Below are 15,695 nucleotides of genomic sequence, written 5' to 3'. Positions count from 1 at the left end.
GAAAGAACTTTGATCAGATCAGTCGTGCGCGGCACGGGCGCCGCGCTGCCCCGCCGCATCATGAAGAATGCCGATTTCGAGGGCATGGTCGAAACCTCGGACGAGTGGATCGCCCAGCGCACCGGCATCCGTCAGCGCCATATCGCGGGCGACGATGAGACGACGGCTTCCCTGGGCGAGGCCGCGGCGCGCGCCGCCCTTGCCGATGCGGGGCTGACGCCAGACGATATCGACCTGATCGTGCTGGCGACGTCGACGCCCAACAACACGTTCCCGGCCACCGCGGTCGAAATCCAGGACCGGCTCGGCATGCATCACGGCTTTGCCTTCGACATGCAGGCGGTGTGCTCGGGCTTCGTCTATGCAGTCACCACGGCCGATCTCTATATTCGCGGCGGCCTGGCCAAACGCGTGCTGGTGATCGGCTCGGAAACATTCTCGCGCATTCTCGACTGGAACGACCGCTCGACCTGCGTGCTGTTCGGCGACGGCGCCGGTGCCCTGGTGCTGGAAGCGGGCGAGGGGGGCGGCACGATCGCCGACCACGGTGTTCTGGCGGCCAGCCTGCGCTCCGACGGCACGCACAAGGACAAGCTTTTTGTCGATGGGGGACCATCGACGACGGGGACGGTCGGCCACCTCAGGATGGAGGGCCGCGAGGTCTTCAAGCATGCGGTCGGCATGATCACCGACGTTATCGAGGCGACCTTCTCGGCCGCCGGCATCACCGCCGACGATCTCGACTGGTTCGTGCCGCATCAGGCCAATAAACGAATTATTGACGCTTCCGCCAAGAAGCTCGGGATAGCAGAGCAAAAAGTGGTGGTTACCGTCAATTTGCACGGTAACACCTCGGCGGCTTCCGTGCCGTTGGCGCTGTCGGTGGCCGTTGCCGATGGGCGCATCAAGAAGGGTGACCTTGTGCTCCTGGAAGCGATGGGCGGCGGCTTCACCTGGGGCGCCGTTCTGCTTCGCTGGTAAGTGCCGAACGGCTCGGTTTCGGTCCTTGACCTTGACGGATCAATTACTTAGGCTCAGCCGTTGTTGTGCCGATTTTATGTTTGAGCTGATGGGACGGTCGCATGGGGGGAAAGACACTTACGCGCGCCGACCTTGCCGAGGCCGTCTACCGGAAGGTCGGTCTGTCGCGCACTGAATCCGCCGAACTCGTTGAAGCCGTTCTGGACGAAATCTGCGAAGCCATCGTCCGCGGCGAGACGGTCAAGCTGTCGTCCTTCGCGACATTCCATGTCCGCTCCAAGAACGAGCGCATCGGACGCAATCCCAAGACCGGTGAGGAGGTGCCCATCCTGCCGCGCCGGGTGATGACCTTCAAGTCGTCCAACGTATTGAAGAACCGCATCTTGCGCTCTCACCAGAACAGCAAGGCCAAGGGCGGCAAGTAGCCTCCATTGTACGGTTGAAAACCGGCCCCACCATAACGTTGGGCTTGAATATTGTTGCACAAACCGCTGAAATAAGGCCCGATTCGGCAGCATGGCCGGATTGGTGTTCCGCGTATGATCCATTCCGCGCAAACGGAATGAGCTTCTCTCTTTGTTGAGCGTGATCTCGTCTGAAGACCGTTCCGGATCACGCTCCAGCGTGAGGATTTCGCCCATGGACAAGAGCCCTGACGCCTTCCGTACCATCAGCGAGGTCGCCGAGGACCTCGACCTGCCGCAGCATGTGCTGCGTTTCTGGGAAACGCGCTTCAACCAGATCAAGCCGATGAAGCGCGGCGGCGGCCGGCGCTACTACCGGCCGCAGGATGTCGAGTTGATCAAGGGCATCCGCCACATGCTCTACGATCAGGGTTATACCATCAAGGGCGTGCAGAAGCTGCTGCGCGAAAACGGCAATCATTTCCTGGTTGCCATCGGCAATGGCGACATGGCCGCGGTCGAAGCGATTTCCCAGCGAAAGCAGGCCGACCAGGTGCCGCTGACGTCGGCAGCGCAGCCGCGCGGCGGCGATGATGAACTGGTTGGCCAGCCAAGGGTCAAGCCCAGCCGCCGCTTTTTCGGCCTTGGCAAGGGCGATGAGGAAGGTCCCGTTCAGCCGGACGCCTCGAAACTCTCGCGCGACAATCGCGCTCTGCTGCAGGAGGCGCTGTTCGACCTGCTCGAATGCAAGCGCTTGCTCGACCAGGTGCGCTGAGCCGTCGCACGAAATGCTTTGAAGCCGCGAAACTGGAACCCGCCTCGGGGTGAGGCGTTACGTTTTCTTCTGCAAGAGAAGGAAACGTATGATGGCACCATTCTCGACCCTTTCGGACATCGATCTCGAAAAGCAGATCACGGCGCTGTCGAGGGAACTCGCGGCGTTGCGCAAGGCAGTGTCCAGGCGGGGTGGCGCCTACTATGAAGACGGTCGTGATGCCGCGCTCGACACATATTCCGATCTTGCCGGGCGTCTGCGGGACGCCATGCCGGCAATTCGCAAGCAGGGTAGGGTGATCGAGAGATCGGCCCGCGACCATCCGGCGGCAGCCGCCGCGGTTGGCCTTGTGGTGCTAGGGCTGGTGGCCAGCCTGTTGTTCAGCCGACGCTGAGATGCCTTCGCTGTCCTTGGCATCGTGAATTCCAGGGCAGACAATGACGGCTCGCCGTTTTGGCGCCGTCATCCTCGTTTTTGGAGCACTTGCTTCTCGCGCGCACACCGCGCGCTGGCCGATCCGGTCAGCGATATCGGCTGTCGCCTCGGTATCTGGCGCGAAGCGCTTCGGCATAGAGGTGCACAGCACCCCTGTGCGGTCGGCGCAGGAATGCGGACTGCTCAAGCCGCCAGAGCCGTTCTATTTCCGCTGCGATCGCCGGGTTCGTCCAAGTGCCGTAGCCGGCGGCCGAGTAGACAGTGATCTCGCCGACATAGAGGCGATCGTCGGTGACTAGGAAGTCGATGCGGATGTAGTCGAGGTCGCCAGCAATGCCAGGTGCTATCGAGATCGCCTGGCGGACATGGTCGAGCAGCCTCGCATTGACGGGCAGGGCCTGGTCCTCATCGGGATAATCCGGATCCCGCCCGGGCAACGGATTGGCTTGCCGGTCGAACAACACTGAAAGCTTGGCGTGCTTATCCTCCACCCAGACATGGGATATCACCCCGCTGCAGACATGAACCTTGATGTCGGTGGCAATTTTGCCGCCGCTCAGTGTAAGCATCTCCTCCACGAAAACGGCCGGCACGATTGGCCGATAGGCCCATTCGCCATGGCGCCGACCATAGCGTTCGCGTTGCCAGCGCCTCGCCTTGCGCACGATGGCAGCACAGTCCGGCCCGCCTTCGGAAACGAATATGTTCATCGCGCAGCCATGGTTTGCCTTGATCACGGCGGCGCTGGTCAGCAGGCCCGGAGGGATATTGGCAGCGTCGCGCCCGCACCAGAGTATCTCTGGCATGGCGATCCCGGGGCAGGCGTCACGGATGTAGACCTTGGCCGCGAGCTTGTCGGTCAGCGTCACGAACAGCGGGTTGCGGTCGACGATTTTCCGCCACAGCACCAGTTCATTGTAGCGCATGGGCGCGGCCGGATTGGGCAGATAACCCAGTCCCACGGCAAATCGTGCGACAAGGACAGGGTGACGAGCCGTGAGCCACAATCGTGCGATTGACAGAACAAGACGATTTTTCCAGGAAACATCGGCCCCGGCCGTCATCGGGAATACCTGGCCAAGTTGGCGAAACCTGCCCCGGTGCGCGTACCCGGTCAGCATATGCCTTGCCGTATCGTGATTTGGCTCTGCGTGAAAGGTTTCGCGTACCGTCGGGGCATCGGGATTGACGCCGGAATTCTGGGCCAGCGGTTTCGGTGTAACTCGACAGGCCCGATTCACGTCGTCCCCGGCATTGCATCACCAAGAGAAGACCGGCCTTGAACAAGAAGCCAAGGCGGTCTTCTCGTTGGTCGTCTGGTATGCTTAGTAGGCCTTCTTCACCAGTTTCTTCATGTGGTGGTGGTGATGATGGTAGTGGTAGTGATGATGGCGATGGTGATAGCGATGGTGATGATGCTTTGCCATGGGGGCCGCATCCGCGCTCGTCGCACCGATGACCGGCGCCGTGAAAGCGAGGGCAACTGCAAGCCCGAGGGCCGAGAGGAGGGACTTCTTCATGGATCGTTTCCTTCTTTTGGCAGGCAGATATAAATCGGGTCGATAGTCCGACCGCCGCGAATGGAATTACGCTCCCGAATTTTTTCGTCAGTATTTCCCGATTGTAGAATTTTGTTTCTGAACTGTGTCTGGCCGACTGAGCCTCCATCACCACCATGGCACGGGCTGAAAGCTGTCTTGGTCGGCTGTTTGGCTACACACGCGCAGCGTGTCCGCCGCCTGTGCAGCAGTCACGCCGATACCGGAAAGCAAGGAAATCGTGCCGAGCGCCAGGAGGAATGTCTTGAGAGTCATTGTATGGGTCCTTCCAGGAAAGAGGCTGGGTGAAAACCGATAGGTTTTCACGCCAGCAACGCCGAGACAACGAACGGGCGCACCCAAACCGCTGATCAAACGAGCGTTCGGGCATTTAAAACAACGTGATCGGGATGCGCTTGCGAGGTGTGGGGTTCACGATAGTGTGACGGCCCGTTTGGCTCTTGGCAAATCGCTGGCGAGCGGGCATCTTCCTGCTCGTCTCAGGCAACATCCATTTTGATCAAACGCTTTCAGCCTCCGGAGTTGCCAATGCCCAACAATGCAAAAGAACATGCCCCTTCCGAACCGTTAGCCAATGAGCTCGGGCCAATTTACAGCACCCTCAAGGCGATGCGGGAAACCCGCGGTTACAGCGTGGAAGAGCTGTCGCTGACCTGCGGCCTGTCGGTCGACGAGATCGAGGACATCGAGAGCGGCAGGGCGGCCGATCCGGCGAAGCTGCGTCGTATTGCGTCCGCGCTTCAACTGCCACAGGACGCTGTGATTGTTTCGGCTGCGCCGGCACCGGCCGCACAAGGCCGGCCCCTGGCATAGAATCAGCAACAGGCATGTCCAAGAAGCCCGCCAGGCCCACTTGGCGGGTTTCTTGTTGATGCCGCAGCGTTCTCCAGCAGCCGGGCTTGCCGACTTGTCGATCGCACGTGTTTATACCCACGGCATCCAGATCTGTTGCCGATTGCGTCCGCCGTGCCTTGGGTTTTGAGCTGTGGGTCTTCTGATATGAGCTTGGAATCGGTTCGTGCCTTCTTCGCCGCGCATGCGCCGGACATTGAGGTCATCGTCACGGAAGCGAGTTCGGCGACGGTGACGCTAGCGGCGCAGGCGCATGGTGTGTTGCCGGCGCAGATCGCCAAGACGATCTGTCTTCGCGTCGCGGAACGGACCATGCTCGTCGTGACCAGCGGCATCGCCAGGCTGGATAACCGCAAGTTCAAGGACCAGTTCGGAGGCAAGCCGCGCATGCTCGACGCTGAAGAGGTCGTCGAGGCGACAAGCCACCCGGTGGGTGGCGTCTGCCCGTTCGGCCTGCCGTCGCCGCTGCCGGTCTACTGCGACGTGTCGCTGCGCGAATTCGGCGAGGTCGTGCCCGCCGCCGGCGCCACCAACGCTGCGGTACGGATTGAGCCGCGGCGTATGGCGGACCTGGTCGGCGCCGAATGGGTGGATGTGTGCCAGGGTTAGAGGCCGGATCCAAGCCGGAACTGAAGAAACCAGGGCGCGGAAAGAGGCGAGTCGAAAATCGGCTAACTGGCCGGGCGGACTTCGGGGGCAAGTCCTGCATAATTGGTCGGAGTGGCCGGATTCGAACCGACGACCCCTTGACCCCCAGTCAAGTGCGCTACCGGGCTGCGCTACACTCCGGACCGGTCGCGATGTATCGTGATAACCCTGCTTCGGTCAACCAAAATTCGGCGTTTGTTGCACCGGCGTTGATACGATGGCTCTTGGCCTCTGCAATGCGGGCCGCAGCCGCCGCTGATGGCGGTATTCGAGCGCGATAGCACCCCAGATCAAGCCGAGCAGCAGGTAGACGTGGCGCCAGTGATCGATGTCGATGAAGGTGCCGAGCCCGATATTGCCGATGAAGGCGACATAGGCGCACAAGAGATAGGGTTGCCACGGCCGGTCACGCAAAAGGATGCGGAACCCGGCTGCCAGGGTCCAGAGGACAAGCGTCAGGAACGACACGAAGCCGAGCCAGCCATAGTCCATCAGCATCTTCAGCCAGATGTCGTGCGTGTCCTCGCCGAACCGCGTGCCGAAGACCAGTGGGCCGATGCCGAACGGATGCTCCATCGCCATCTGGAAACCGATCGTATAGCGGGCGAAGCGGCCGAGGCGGGCGGTGTCATAGCTCTGTTCGAGGTGCGCGCGGTTGGAGAACATCTCTGCCACCCCAGGCAGATGCAAGATGACGATGATGGCGATGGCCAGCAGCGACAGTGCGGCGATCGTCATGATCACCACGCGCAGCCGGAACATGCCGCTGTTGCTCTGCAGGAACAGGCAGCCGGTGAGCAGCACGGCGGAGACGGCAAACATGCCCCAGGCGCCGCGCGAGAAGGAGAAGAAGATGCCGGCCGTGATGATCAGCAAAGGTATCGCCAGCAATGGCATGCGCGAGATCGGTCCGGTCAGGAGCAGATAGAGCAGATAGATGCCCGGCAGCACCAGGAACGGTCCGAACACGTTCGGATCCTGGAAGGCGCCAGCGGCGCGATCGTATTTGGTGAACATTTCAGCACCGGGAAAGGCGTGGAAATAGCCTGCTATGCCAAGCAGCGACGTCGCCACCGCCGAGACGACATAGGCAATGAAGATCAGACGGTAGAGGTTCGGCTGCATGGCGGTGATCGATGCGAAGAACACGGCGCTGAAGGCGAGAAACAGCGATACGGCGAGATAGAGCGGCGTGTTGGCGAGGTTCGCCATCTGCGTCATCGAGATCATGCCGCCGATGTTCATCGCCACCAGAAGCACCAGCAGTGGCGTGGCGGCGCGGGAGATCCTCAGGCCGAAGAGGGCCCAGACGGCGATCAGCCCGGCCATGTAGATTTCATAAGGGGCCGGCTCGCTGATGACGAAGCCGGACAGGAGGATGCCGACCACCACCGCGCCCGAGGAAATCAGCGTGATCAGCTTGGCGTTGACCGCCGCGTGCGGCAAATCATGGCTGATCGCGCTCAATAGGCGTTTTCCGTGTTGAGCAGCCGAATCGGGGTCAGGAACAGGATCCGCAAATCGAACAGCAGCGACCAGTTTTCAATGTAGTAGAGGTCGTACTCCGTCCGCATGCGGATCTTCTCATTGGTGTCCATCTCGCCGCGCCAGCCATTGATCTGCGCCCAGCCGGTGACACCGGGCTTGACCTTGTGGCGGGCGAAATAGCCGTCGACCACCTCGTTGTAGAGAAGGTTATGCGACTGCGCGGCAATGGCATGTGGACGCGGCCCGATGAGCGACAGCGAGCCCAGCAGCGAGTTGAAGAATTGCGGCAGTTCATCGATCGACGTCTTGCGGATGAAGCGGCCGACGCGGGTGACCCGCGGGTCGTTCTTGGTCACCGTCTGTTTGGCGGTCGGATCCGACCTGTCGGTGTACATCGAGCGGAATTTGTAGACCTCGATCACCTCGTTGTTGAAGCCGTGCCGTTTCTGTTTGAACAGGACAGGCCCCTTGCTGTCGAGCTTGATGGCGATCGCGGTGCCGAACATCACCGGCAGGAAGACGACGATGCCGATGAGGCTGAAGATGATGTCGAAGGCACGCTTGGCGACCGAATCCCAGTCGTTGATCGGCTTGTCGAAAATGTCGAGCATCGGCACCGAGCCGATGTAGGAATAGGCGCGCGGGCGAAACTGCAGCGCGTTGGAGTGTGCCGACAGCCGGATGTCGACCGGCAGGACCCACAGCTTCTTCAGCAATTGCAGAACGCGCGTTTCGGCGGTCAGCGGCAGCGACACGATCAGCATGTCGATGCGGGCGATGCGGGCGAACTCGATCAGTTCCGAAATGGTGCCGAGCTTGGGATACCCGGCAACGATGGGCGGCGAGCGCTTGTCGCTGCGATCGTCGAAGATGCCGCAGATGCGGATGTCGTTGTAAGGCTGCTTTTCGACCGAGCGGATCAGGATCTCCGCCGCCCTGCCGCCGCCGACGATGACGGCGCGCCGCTCCATGCGGCCATCGCGTGCCCAGCGCCGGATCAGCTTCGACATCACCAGCCTGAGGCCGAAGAGGAAGACAAAGCCGACGACGAACCACGTCCCGAACAGCAGGCGTGAATAATCTTCCGACATCTTCGTGGCGAAGGCTGTCAACGCCATCAGGGCGAAGGCGCCGGCCCAGGCCAGCAGGATGCGGCCGAAATTGGCGATCGGCCGCATGAGGGAGACCACCTGATAGCAATCGGTGACATCAAGCAGCACCACGGCGAGGAACGACGCGGCGGCAATCGTCACCGGATATTGCCAGGCGAGATAGTTAAAGAACCCGACATAGTAGAAATAGACGCAGAGCCCCGAAACGAACAGCACCGCGAATTCGACCATGCGCAGGACGCCGCTGACCATGATCGGCGACATCGTATCGCGCCGGTATTGCGTGGCGACCTGTCGGGCAACGTCGTTCATGCCGCCCGGCGCATCGCCATCGGCCGGGCCGTCGAATTTACGCACCGCTTCGGGTGAAAAGCGGCGCGCGGGGTCGATCTCGTTCATGGGACAGTCCGCAAGCTTCCCTCGGGGATAGCAAAAGAGAGCTAAGAAACCCTTGAAGCAACGCATGGCTTTGGAAGGGCTTGGACTAGCTGTCGAGCGCGGCGAAGTAGGCTTTCTCGATTTCGGCGGCCATGACGTCGGCGCCGAAACGCGCCCTGAGGCCGGAACTGTCGGGCATCAGTTCGCGATAGGCGGCAAGGTCGGTCAGCGCCTGGCTCATCTTGCCGGCAAGCTCGGCCGCATCGGGCCGGATCAGGGCAGGGGAATCGGAACCAAAAATCTCTGGTATGCCGCCGACTGCGGTCGCGATCATCGGCCTTGCCCCGGCAAGGGCCTCCAGCACGATATAGGGCATCGCCTCGGCACGCGAAGGAACCACGACGAGCGCCGCCAGCGCGAAAGCCTCCCTGGCCGGCATTGGTGGCAGGAAACGGACATGGCCCTCAAGTCCCAGGCGCCGCACTTGTGCGTGGTAGCGTGGCAGGTCGTCGCCGTCGCCGACCATCACCGCGCTCAGCGCGCGGCCGAGGCGAGGGCCGGCGGCGGCCAGGGCATCGATGAAGATGTCTGGCCCCTTGAGGTCCCGCATCATGCCGATATAGAGCAGGTCCGCCTGATCGGCGTTGGCGATCACGGGTTCGAATTCGGCCGCGCGCAAGCCGTTGTAGACCAGCGCGTTCGGAATGGGCGGTTCGCCCACCTTCCTGCGATAGGTCCGCCGCTCATAATCGGAGACGAACAGCAGGCAATCGGTGAAGCGCGCCATGAAGCGCTCGAGCGCGAAGAACATCTTTCCGGTGGCGGTGTTTTCGTCATAGTGGAGGGAGCCGCCATGCGGCGAATAAAGGCGGGCTACGCGAGACCTTGACACCCGCAACAGTGAGCCGAACAGACGGGCATAGGCGCCACCCTTGGCGCCGTGCCCGTGCAGCACGTCCGGCCGCAATTCCTTGATGATCCTGTAGGTGCGTCTGGCCGAGGCGAGGTCGCCCGGGCCGACATGACGCTGCATTGGCGTGCGGTGGATGCCGAGCGCCAGCGTCTCCTTCATCTGCGCGAACAGACGCTCCTCGAATTCGCCGCCCGTGGTCGAATCGCAGACGATGCCCACCATGTGACCGGCGGCGGCCTGCGCTTCCGTCAAATCGCGCACATGCCGGAAAATTCCTCCGACGGGTGAACGAAAGCAGTGGACGATCCTGAGCTTGTCCGCCACGTGGTGTCATTCAGAACAGGCGTTCACGAACGTAGACGGTGTCTCCGGGCAGCAGCGGGTCCGAGGTGACCACGCGGCCGGTCATCACCTTGCCGTTGATGTCGCGCGTGATGTCGACGCTTTCCTGATTGGCGCGCGGCGTGAAGCCGCCGGCAATGGCGATGGCCTTCTGCACGGTCAGGCCGGGTACGTAGGAATACTGGCCGGCGGCGCCGACTTCGCCCATGACGAAGATCGGCCTGTAGCGATCGATCTCGACCGAGACGTCGGGGTCGCGCAGATAGCCTTGCCGCAGCTTGTCGGCGATCGCCTTTTCCATCTGCTGCGCGGTGTGGCCGCGGGCCGGTATCGCGCCGACGAGCGGGAATGAGATATAGCCCGACTGGTCCACACTGTAGGTATTGGTCAGCCCGTCCTGCTCGAACACCGTGACACGGACACGGTCGCCGGCGCCGAGACGATAGGGCTGGTCGAGGATCTCGTGGAAGGCTGCTGGCGTCGGCCGATAACTGGAGCAGCCGGCGAGCATCGATACGGCAAGCAGTGCGCGAAAGAGGGTAGCAGTGCTTTTCATGACCGGATACGTACCTTCGACTGGCCGCTGCCGCATCGCAGCAAACATCTGGGATCGGGCTCGTTATCATCCTGTTAGGGTTAATGGCCGGTAAAGGAGTCGGCTGATGCCGTTTACGCCGGCGAGAATTTCGCCGTATTTGCTGGTTTATCGTTTTTCTTCCCGTTCGCGCGTAAATGCTAACCAAAACTTACCGTGATCTTAACGGCTGAGTTACCATAGTTGTTTACGGTGCATCCCGACCCAGTTTCGGAGTAGGGATGCATGTCCGTTCAATCCGCGGCCGCAGATGTCGACGTTGATCTCAGGCAGCTTTTCGCCAGCCTGGCGAGGAATTGGCTGCGCATCCTGGTCTTCGTTCTGGTGGTGACAGGACTGGCGTTCGCGTTCGCTTCGCTCGCGACCCGGCATTACAAGGCCCAGACGCAGGTGGAGATCGTTCCGCGCGAATCCGTCTACACCCGTCCGGCCGGCAACACTGACGGCGACAAGCCGATCCTCGACGAGCAAGGCGTTGCCACCCAGGTCCAGATAATTTCGTCCAACGAGATCCTGAAGCAGGTGGCGCAGAAGCTCGGCCTGTCGCGGCTGCCTGAGTTCGACGAAACGATCAATATGTCCTCCCTGAGCCGCGTGCTGATCCTGCTCGGCTTGAAAAACGACCCGATGGACGTTCCGGCCGACGAGCGTGTCCTGAAGAAGATGGGTGAGAAGCTCAACGTCTATGGTGTTGAAAAGACCCGCATCATTGCCATCGAGTTCTCCTCGGAGGATCCCAAGCTCGCCGCCGCCATTCCCGATGCCATCGCCGCCGCCTATATTGCGGGGCAGGGTGCGGCCAAGCGCGAATCGAACACTGCTGCCGCCGACTTTCTGGCGCCCGAGATCGCCGACCTGTCGAAGCAGGTCAAGGATGCCGAGGCCAAGGTCGCGGCCTACCGCGGCCAGTCCGACCTCCTGATTGGCGGCAACAATTCCGTTCTGGCCACCCAGCAACTGGCCGAGTTGTCGACCGAATTGTCCCGGGTGCGGGCCAACCGCGCCGCGGCCGAAGGCACCGCCGACAGTGTGCGCAAGGCGCTGCAGAACGGCGGCTCGCTGGATTCGCTGCCGGAAGTGCTGTCGTCCGACCTGATCCAGCGTCTGCGTGAGCGGCAGGTCGAGCTGCGCGCCAACATCGCCGATATGTCGACGACACTGCTCGACAATCATCCGCGCATCCGCGCCGCGAAATCGCAGTTGGCCGACCTCGATGCGCAGATCCGCAGCGAAGCCCAGAAGGTCATGAGGGGCCTTGTGATGCAGGCGGACGCGGCCAAGGCGCGCGAAAACCAGCTCGTCGCGGACGTCAACACGCTCAAAGCGGCTTCGGCGCAGGCCGGCGAACAGCAGGTCGGCCTCGACGCGCTGCAGCGCGATGCCGCCGCCAAGCGCCAGCAGCTCGAACTCTACCTGACCAACTACCGCGAGGCGGCTTCGCGTCAGGACCGCAACTATGTCCCGGTGGATGCCCGCATCGTCTCGCCGGCCTTGGTGCCCGCCGAGCCATACTTTCCCAAGGTCGGGCCGATCATCGGTGCGGCCGCAGCGGCTTCGCTTCTGCTGGCGGCGGTGTTCACGCTGTTGCGGGAGCTCTTCTCGGGCCGAGCAATGCGCCCGGCCACAGGAGCCCGCTTTGAGCCGATCGACGAAGTGCCGATGCCGCCGACTGTCCATCAAGAGCCATCTGCTCGCCTGGAACCGCCTGTCGCCAGCAAGCCCGCCAATCGCGCCGCCGAAGCGCCATTGCCCGAAACGGTCATGGGCCCGGAGATGATCGCGCAGCCCCAGCCAGCTGTGGAGGCAGTATCTGCCGCCCATGCCGCCCCTGTCGCCGGGGCCTCGCCCATGGCTGAGGCCAAGCCTATGGCTGAGGCCAAGCCAGTGGCTGAAGCCGAGCCTGTCACGGAGATCCCGCGGCCACGCTCCGTGCTTGGCGAGATCGATATCGAGAAGGCCGCTGAAAAGCTGATCGCGAGCGGGGCCGCGCGCGCCATATTCGTTTCGCCCGAAGGCGACGAGGCGGCCGCGTCGGCGATCCTGGTGGCGCGTGAGGTGTCCGACGCCGGCCTGCGCGTCCTGCTGCTCGACCTCACCGCCTCGGGCGCCGCCTCGCGGCCGATGCTCGACAGCGGGCTTTTCCCGGGCATCACCGATCTGCTCGCCTCGCAGGCGCAGTTCAGCGACGTGATCCATGCCGATCTTTATTCCGACTGCCATGTCATCCCCGTTGGCACGGCCGACCCGGTCCGCGCCATGCGCGCCGCCGACAGGCTGCCGATCATCATGCAGTCGCTGACCACGGCCTATGATCTGGTGGTGGTCGAATGCGGACCGGCCGACGCGCAAGGCATCAGCCGCCTGGGCAGCGATGCCACCGAGGTGTTCCTGTCCATGCTCGAGCCGGACGACGAAGTGACGCGAGCCGCCGTCAAGCTGATCGAGAACGGCTATCCCGACCTGACCCTTGTTACGCCGCTTGGCCACGAACCGCCCGGCACCCCGGGTCAGCGCTCCGCGGCTTGAAAGAACAGCCGTTGGGAGGCTTGCTCACTTTACGGCGAGCTTAGCTGTCGTCCTCGCCAGCCGGGGGTGCTGCCTGTCCGGCTGACTTACGGCGCAGCATCTTGGCCAGCTTCCAGATCGCCGGGCTGTTCTTGATGAAAGCCTTCAGCCGTGCATTCTGGCGAAGCATCAATGCCAGCGCACGGCCCTTCAGCGTCAGCGGGACCAGCACCTCGAAATGCTGCGTTTCGATATCGCACCATTGTCGCTTGTAGGGCTCGTCGCCGACGGAGAAATCATAGACCGCGAAACCCGTCTCGCAGGCCTCCTGGATGTTGTCGAAGAACAGGAAGTCGCCGGGACTGGTGTGCGCGAGATCGTCCTCGGCGATCGCTCCGAACTCGCAGATCAGCCGCCTGCCCGAGCGGCTCGATCCGGTGATAGCGCGCAGCTTGCCGGCAACCTCCAGTCCGTGCAGCACGAAAGGAGGCTCGGGCTGGTCCAAGGCCTGGGTAAACAGCCCTCGGAAAAAGGCGCGCGTCGGATCGTCGCCGAAGACGTTGGCAATGCCCATCTTGCGAAAGCGAAGCTCCTTCATCTCGAAGAAGGCGTCGAGCAACCGCTCCACCTCGTCCGAGCTGCGAGCCTCGATGCGCCGGTGGCTGCCGACTGCCTCGAATTTGCGGGTCTGCGAACGATGCTTCTTGCGTTTGCGCTTTCCGCCGGCGCGCAGCAGCAACGCATCGAAGCCTCCGGCAAGGTCGGCGGCCAGCGAAAGATTGGGGCTGGAAAAACGTGCAAGCGACGCCAGCGGATTGGCGATATCATCGAGCTTGGGCAGCAAGCGTTCCAGCGCGATGAGATCGATGTCCGGACGGGATTTGGCGACGGCCGCAAGCATCGAACGGATGGCGGCGACATCCGCATTGGCCAGCCATTGCGGGTCAGCGGCCGCGAAATTGCCGTTGGCGTGCCGGCCGCCCATGAAACGGGCGACTCGGAACCGTCCCTGGTTCACAACTTCCAGCGCCAGTGCAAAGACCGGCTTGCCTTCGAGAGCGAGCGTAGCCACGAGGAGTTCGGGCTTGACCTGCGCGGCCCAGTTCATGACCCAGGTCGCGCCCTGTGCCGGCGCACAGACCGCCGAGCGGCAGAACCTCGCATAGGCCGCCAGCCCCTCGGCGCCCGCGACCGAGATCGATGGCCCGGTGGCACCCCCAGGCAGGGCGCGTGGTGATGCCTCGGTCGCCGCAAGCCGATTGCCGTCAAATGGCGCCATTGCGTCAACCATACCTCAATCCTTAAGGCGTATTGATCCCGATTTGGGGGGGCGCTCAGGCGTGTTCCGTGCTTGGATCAGCCTAGGCGCAAAAGGTGAATGAATGATCGACGGTGGGGAGGCTATCCGAAAACTGGCGCTCAACGTCGCGCGCTATACCGGCCTCGCCCCATTGGCCAGACCGTTTGTCGGCGGCATCGGCGCCATCCTGATGCTGCACCGCGTGACAGCGACACCCGAAAAGCCGGATAGCGCAAACCGGCACCTCAACATCGCGCCCGGCTTCCTCGATGCCGTGATCGCCGACATGAAGGCGGACGGCTATGCCTTCGTCTCGATGGACGAAGCCGTGGAGCGCATCGAGGCAGGCGGCAAAGGTGGTCGGTTCGCCACCATCACCGCCGACGATGCCTATCGTGACAACATGACGGAGGCGCTGCCGGTGCTGGAAAAGCACGGCGCGCCGATCACCATCTATGTCGCCCCGGGACTGATCGACGGTACCGCCGATCTGTGGTGGGATGTGACCGAGGATATCGTCAATGCCTGCGACCGGCTGACGCTGGCGACCTCAAATAGTCCAATCGTGATTGATTGCGCGACCCCCGCCAGGAAGCGTCAGGCCATAGCCCGGTTGCACGCCTACCTCGCCACCGAGGTTCGCGAGGAAGACCTTAGGACTGTGCTGCGCGATCTGGCCACTTCCAATGGCATCGACGTGGATGCTCCGCGCCTGCGGACCCTGATGAACTGGAATGAGATTCGCACCATCGCCGCGCATCCGCTGGTGACGATCGGCGCCCATACGATCAACCACAGCAATCTGAAGCGGCTTTCCGAGGCCGATGCGCGACACGAGATCGGCGCCGTGAAGGATATGTTGCGGGCCAGGCTCGGCAGGGTGCCGCGCCATTTTGCCTACCCTTATGGCTATGCAAGCGCCGTCGGCTGCCGCGAAGTGGGCTTTGCCCGCGAGGCCGGCTATGCCTCCGCCGTGACGACCCGCCATGGTGTGCTGCGCGCCGAACATGCCGGTTTTCTCCACGCTTTGCCCCGCATTTCGGTCAACGGCCGCTACCAGAGCCTTGCCCATATCCGCACCATGCTGTCGGGCGTGACGACGCCGCTCGCCAATGCCGGCAAGATGGTCGTCACCGTCTGACGGGCTGCCAAGGCATGGCTCAGCGCTTGGCGCGTGGCTCCAGCATCAGCCACTTGATGATGCCCATGGCCGGCAGAACCCAGAGCAGGCCGCTGAGCAGAAAGAAGAAGAAATGCACCCACGCGCCCGATTCCGACAGGCGGGCGACCGCGAAGATCGATGCGACCAGCGCGTAGATGATAACCAGCGCCACCAGCAGGAACATTCCGATCAGCTTTTTCAGGCGAATGGGCATGGCTTGGCCTCGTTGATCGCTATCGCTTAGGC

General features: G+C 62.5%; 17 protein-coding genes and 1 tRNA gene. 8 read left to right on the top strand and 10 right to left on the bottom strand.

Annotated elements, in window-relative coordinates; genetic code table 11:
- Positions 1–9 precede the first annotated feature (9 nt).
- The 4 genes from FJ938_RS08035 to FJ938_RS08020 all read left to right on the top strand — a co-directional run bounded on the left by FJ938_RS08035 (position 10) and on the right by FJ938_RS08020 (position 2,554).
- On the top strand, positions 10–981 hold the full coding sequence (locus tag FJ938_RS08035) for a beta-ketoacyl-ACP synthase III (RefSeq protein ID WP_140609549.1): 972 nt from the start codon (positions 10–12) through the stop codon (positions 979–981).
- 101 nt (positions 982–1,082) lie between these two features.
- Positions 1,083–1,406, top strand: a complete 324-nt coding sequence (locus tag FJ938_RS08030) for an integration host factor subunit alpha (RefSeq protein WP_010915609.1) — start codon at positions 1,083–1,085, stop codon at positions 1,404–1,406.
- Positions 1,407–1,620: 214 nt separating this feature from the next.
- The gene (locus FJ938_RS08025) at positions 1,621–2,160 is read left to right on the top strand and encodes a MerR family transcriptional regulator (RefSeq protein WP_140609545.1); all 540 of its coding nucleotides are present in this window, start codon (positions 1,621–1,623) and stop codon (positions 2,158–2,160) included.
- Between the two features lie 91 nt (positions 2,161–2,251).
- Complete coding sequence (locus tag FJ938_RS08020; protein ID WP_140692805.1) at positions 2,252–2,554, top strand: hypothetical protein; 303 nt, start codon at positions 2,252–2,254, stop codon at positions 2,552–2,554.
- Between the two features lie 127 nt (positions 2,555–2,681).
- Here the strand turns inward: FJ938_RS08020 and FJ938_RS08015 are convergent, their stop codons facing one another.
- From FJ938_RS08015 to FJ938_RS29350, 3 genes are all read right to left on the bottom strand, one after another.
- Positions 2,682–3,557 (bottom strand): ATP-grasp fold amidoligase family protein, encoded by an 876-nt coding sequence (locus tag FJ938_RS08015; protein ID WP_181169033.1) that lies wholly within the window; start codon positions 3,555–3,557, stop codon positions 2,682–2,684.
- Positions 3,558–3,920: 363 nt separating this feature from the next.
- Positions 3,921–4,115, bottom strand: coding sequence for a hypothetical protein (locus FJ938_RS08010; protein WP_140692637.1), 195 nt, complete (start codon positions 4,113–4,115; stop codon positions 3,921–3,923).
- Positions 4,116–4,262: 147 nt separating this feature from the next.
- On the bottom strand, positions 4,263–4,409 hold the full coding sequence (locus FJ938_RS29350; RefSeq protein WP_181168725.1) for a hypothetical protein: 147 nt from the start codon (positions 4,407–4,409) through the stop codon (positions 4,263–4,265).
- A gap of 273 nt (positions 4,410–4,682) precedes the next feature.
- Between FJ938_RS29350 and FJ938_RS08005 the strand changes: the two genes are divergently transcribed.
- Positions 4,683–4,967 (top strand): helix-turn-helix transcriptional regulator, encoded by a 285-nt coding sequence (locus FJ938_RS08005; RefSeq protein WP_140692634.1) that lies wholly within the window; start codon positions 4,683–4,685, stop codon positions 4,965–4,967.
- Positions 4,968–5,153: 186 nt separating this feature from the next.
- The gene (locus tag FJ938_RS08000) at positions 5,154–5,615 is read left to right on the top strand and encodes a YbaK/EbsC family protein (RefSeq protein WP_140609535.1); all 462 of its coding nucleotides are present in this window, start codon (positions 5,154–5,156) and stop codon (positions 5,613–5,615) included.
- A gap of 103 nt (positions 5,616–5,718) precedes the next feature.
- Here the strand turns inward: FJ938_RS08000 and FJ938_RS07995 are convergent.
- From FJ938_RS07995 to FJ938_RS07975, 5 genes are all read right to left on the bottom strand, one after another.
- Positions 5,719–5,795, bottom strand: a tRNA-Pro gene (locus tag FJ938_RS07995).
- Between the two features lie 36 nt (positions 5,796–5,831).
- Positions 5,832–7,121: an O-antigen ligase family protein gene (locus FJ938_RS07990; RefSeq protein WP_140692631.1), complete on the bottom strand. Its 1,290-nt coding sequence runs from the start codon at positions 7,119–7,121 to the stop codon at positions 5,832–5,834.
- Positions 7,118–8,653: an undecaprenyl-phosphate glucose phosphotransferase gene (locus FJ938_RS07985; RefSeq protein ID WP_140692628.1), complete on the bottom strand. Its 1,536-nt coding sequence runs from the start codon at positions 8,651–8,653 to the stop codon at positions 7,118–7,120. Before FJ938_RS07985 ends, FJ938_RS07990 begins: the two co-directional genes overlap by 4 nt.
- A gap of 85 nt (positions 8,654–8,738) precedes the next feature.
- Entirely contained in the window at positions 8,739–9,869 is a 1,131-nt protein-coding gene (locus FJ938_RS07980; protein WP_140692626.1) for a glycosyltransferase, read from the bottom strand.
- 10 nt (positions 9,870–9,879) lie between these two features.
- The gene (locus tag FJ938_RS07975) at positions 9,880–10,443 is read right to left on the bottom strand and encodes a polysaccharide biosynthesis/export family protein (RefSeq protein WP_140692623.1); all 564 of its coding nucleotides are present in this window, start codon (positions 10,441–10,443) and stop codon (positions 9,880–9,882) included.
- Between the two features lie 264 nt (positions 10,444–10,707).
- Between FJ938_RS07975 and FJ938_RS07970 the strand changes: the two genes are divergently transcribed.
- Positions 10,708–13,008 (top strand): exopolysaccharide transport family protein, encoded by a 2,301-nt coding sequence (locus tag FJ938_RS07970; protein ID WP_140692621.1) that lies wholly within the window; start codon positions 10,708–10,710, stop codon positions 13,006–13,008.
- A 40-nt stretch (positions 13,009–13,048) separates the two neighbouring features.
- On the opposite strand, the gene FJ938_RS07965 is transcribed toward FJ938_RS07970, so the two are convergent.
- Complete coding sequence (locus FJ938_RS07965; protein ID WP_140692618.1) at positions 13,049–14,278, bottom strand: GNAT family N-acetyltransferase; 1,230 nt, start codon at positions 14,276–14,278, stop codon at positions 13,049–13,051.
- Between the two features lie 91 nt (positions 14,279–14,369).
- Between FJ938_RS07965 and FJ938_RS07960 the strand changes: the two genes are divergently transcribed.
- Entirely contained in the window at positions 14,370–15,428 is a 1,059-nt protein-coding gene (locus tag FJ938_RS07960) for a polysaccharide deacetylase family protein (RefSeq protein WP_140692615.1), read from the top strand.
- A 19-nt stretch (positions 15,429–15,447) separates the two neighbouring features.
- Here FJ938_RS07960 and FJ938_RS07955 read toward each other — a convergent pair whose 3' ends face one another.
- Entirely contained in the window at positions 15,448–15,663 is a 216-nt protein-coding gene (locus FJ938_RS07955; RefSeq protein ID WP_140692613.1) for a DUF2842 domain-containing protein, read from the bottom strand.
- Between the last annotated feature and the right edge of the window lie 32 nt (positions 15,664–15,695).

The sequence above is a fragment of the Mesorhizobium sp. B2-4-14 genome, assembly GCF_006442155.1.
In the GTDB taxonomy this organism is placed as follows: Bacteria; Pseudomonadota; Alphaproteobacteria; order Rhizobiales; family Rhizobiaceae; genus Mesorhizobium.
Note: the sequence above shows the minus strand (reverse complement) of the source record. Positions and strands in the feature narration are given on the sequence as shown.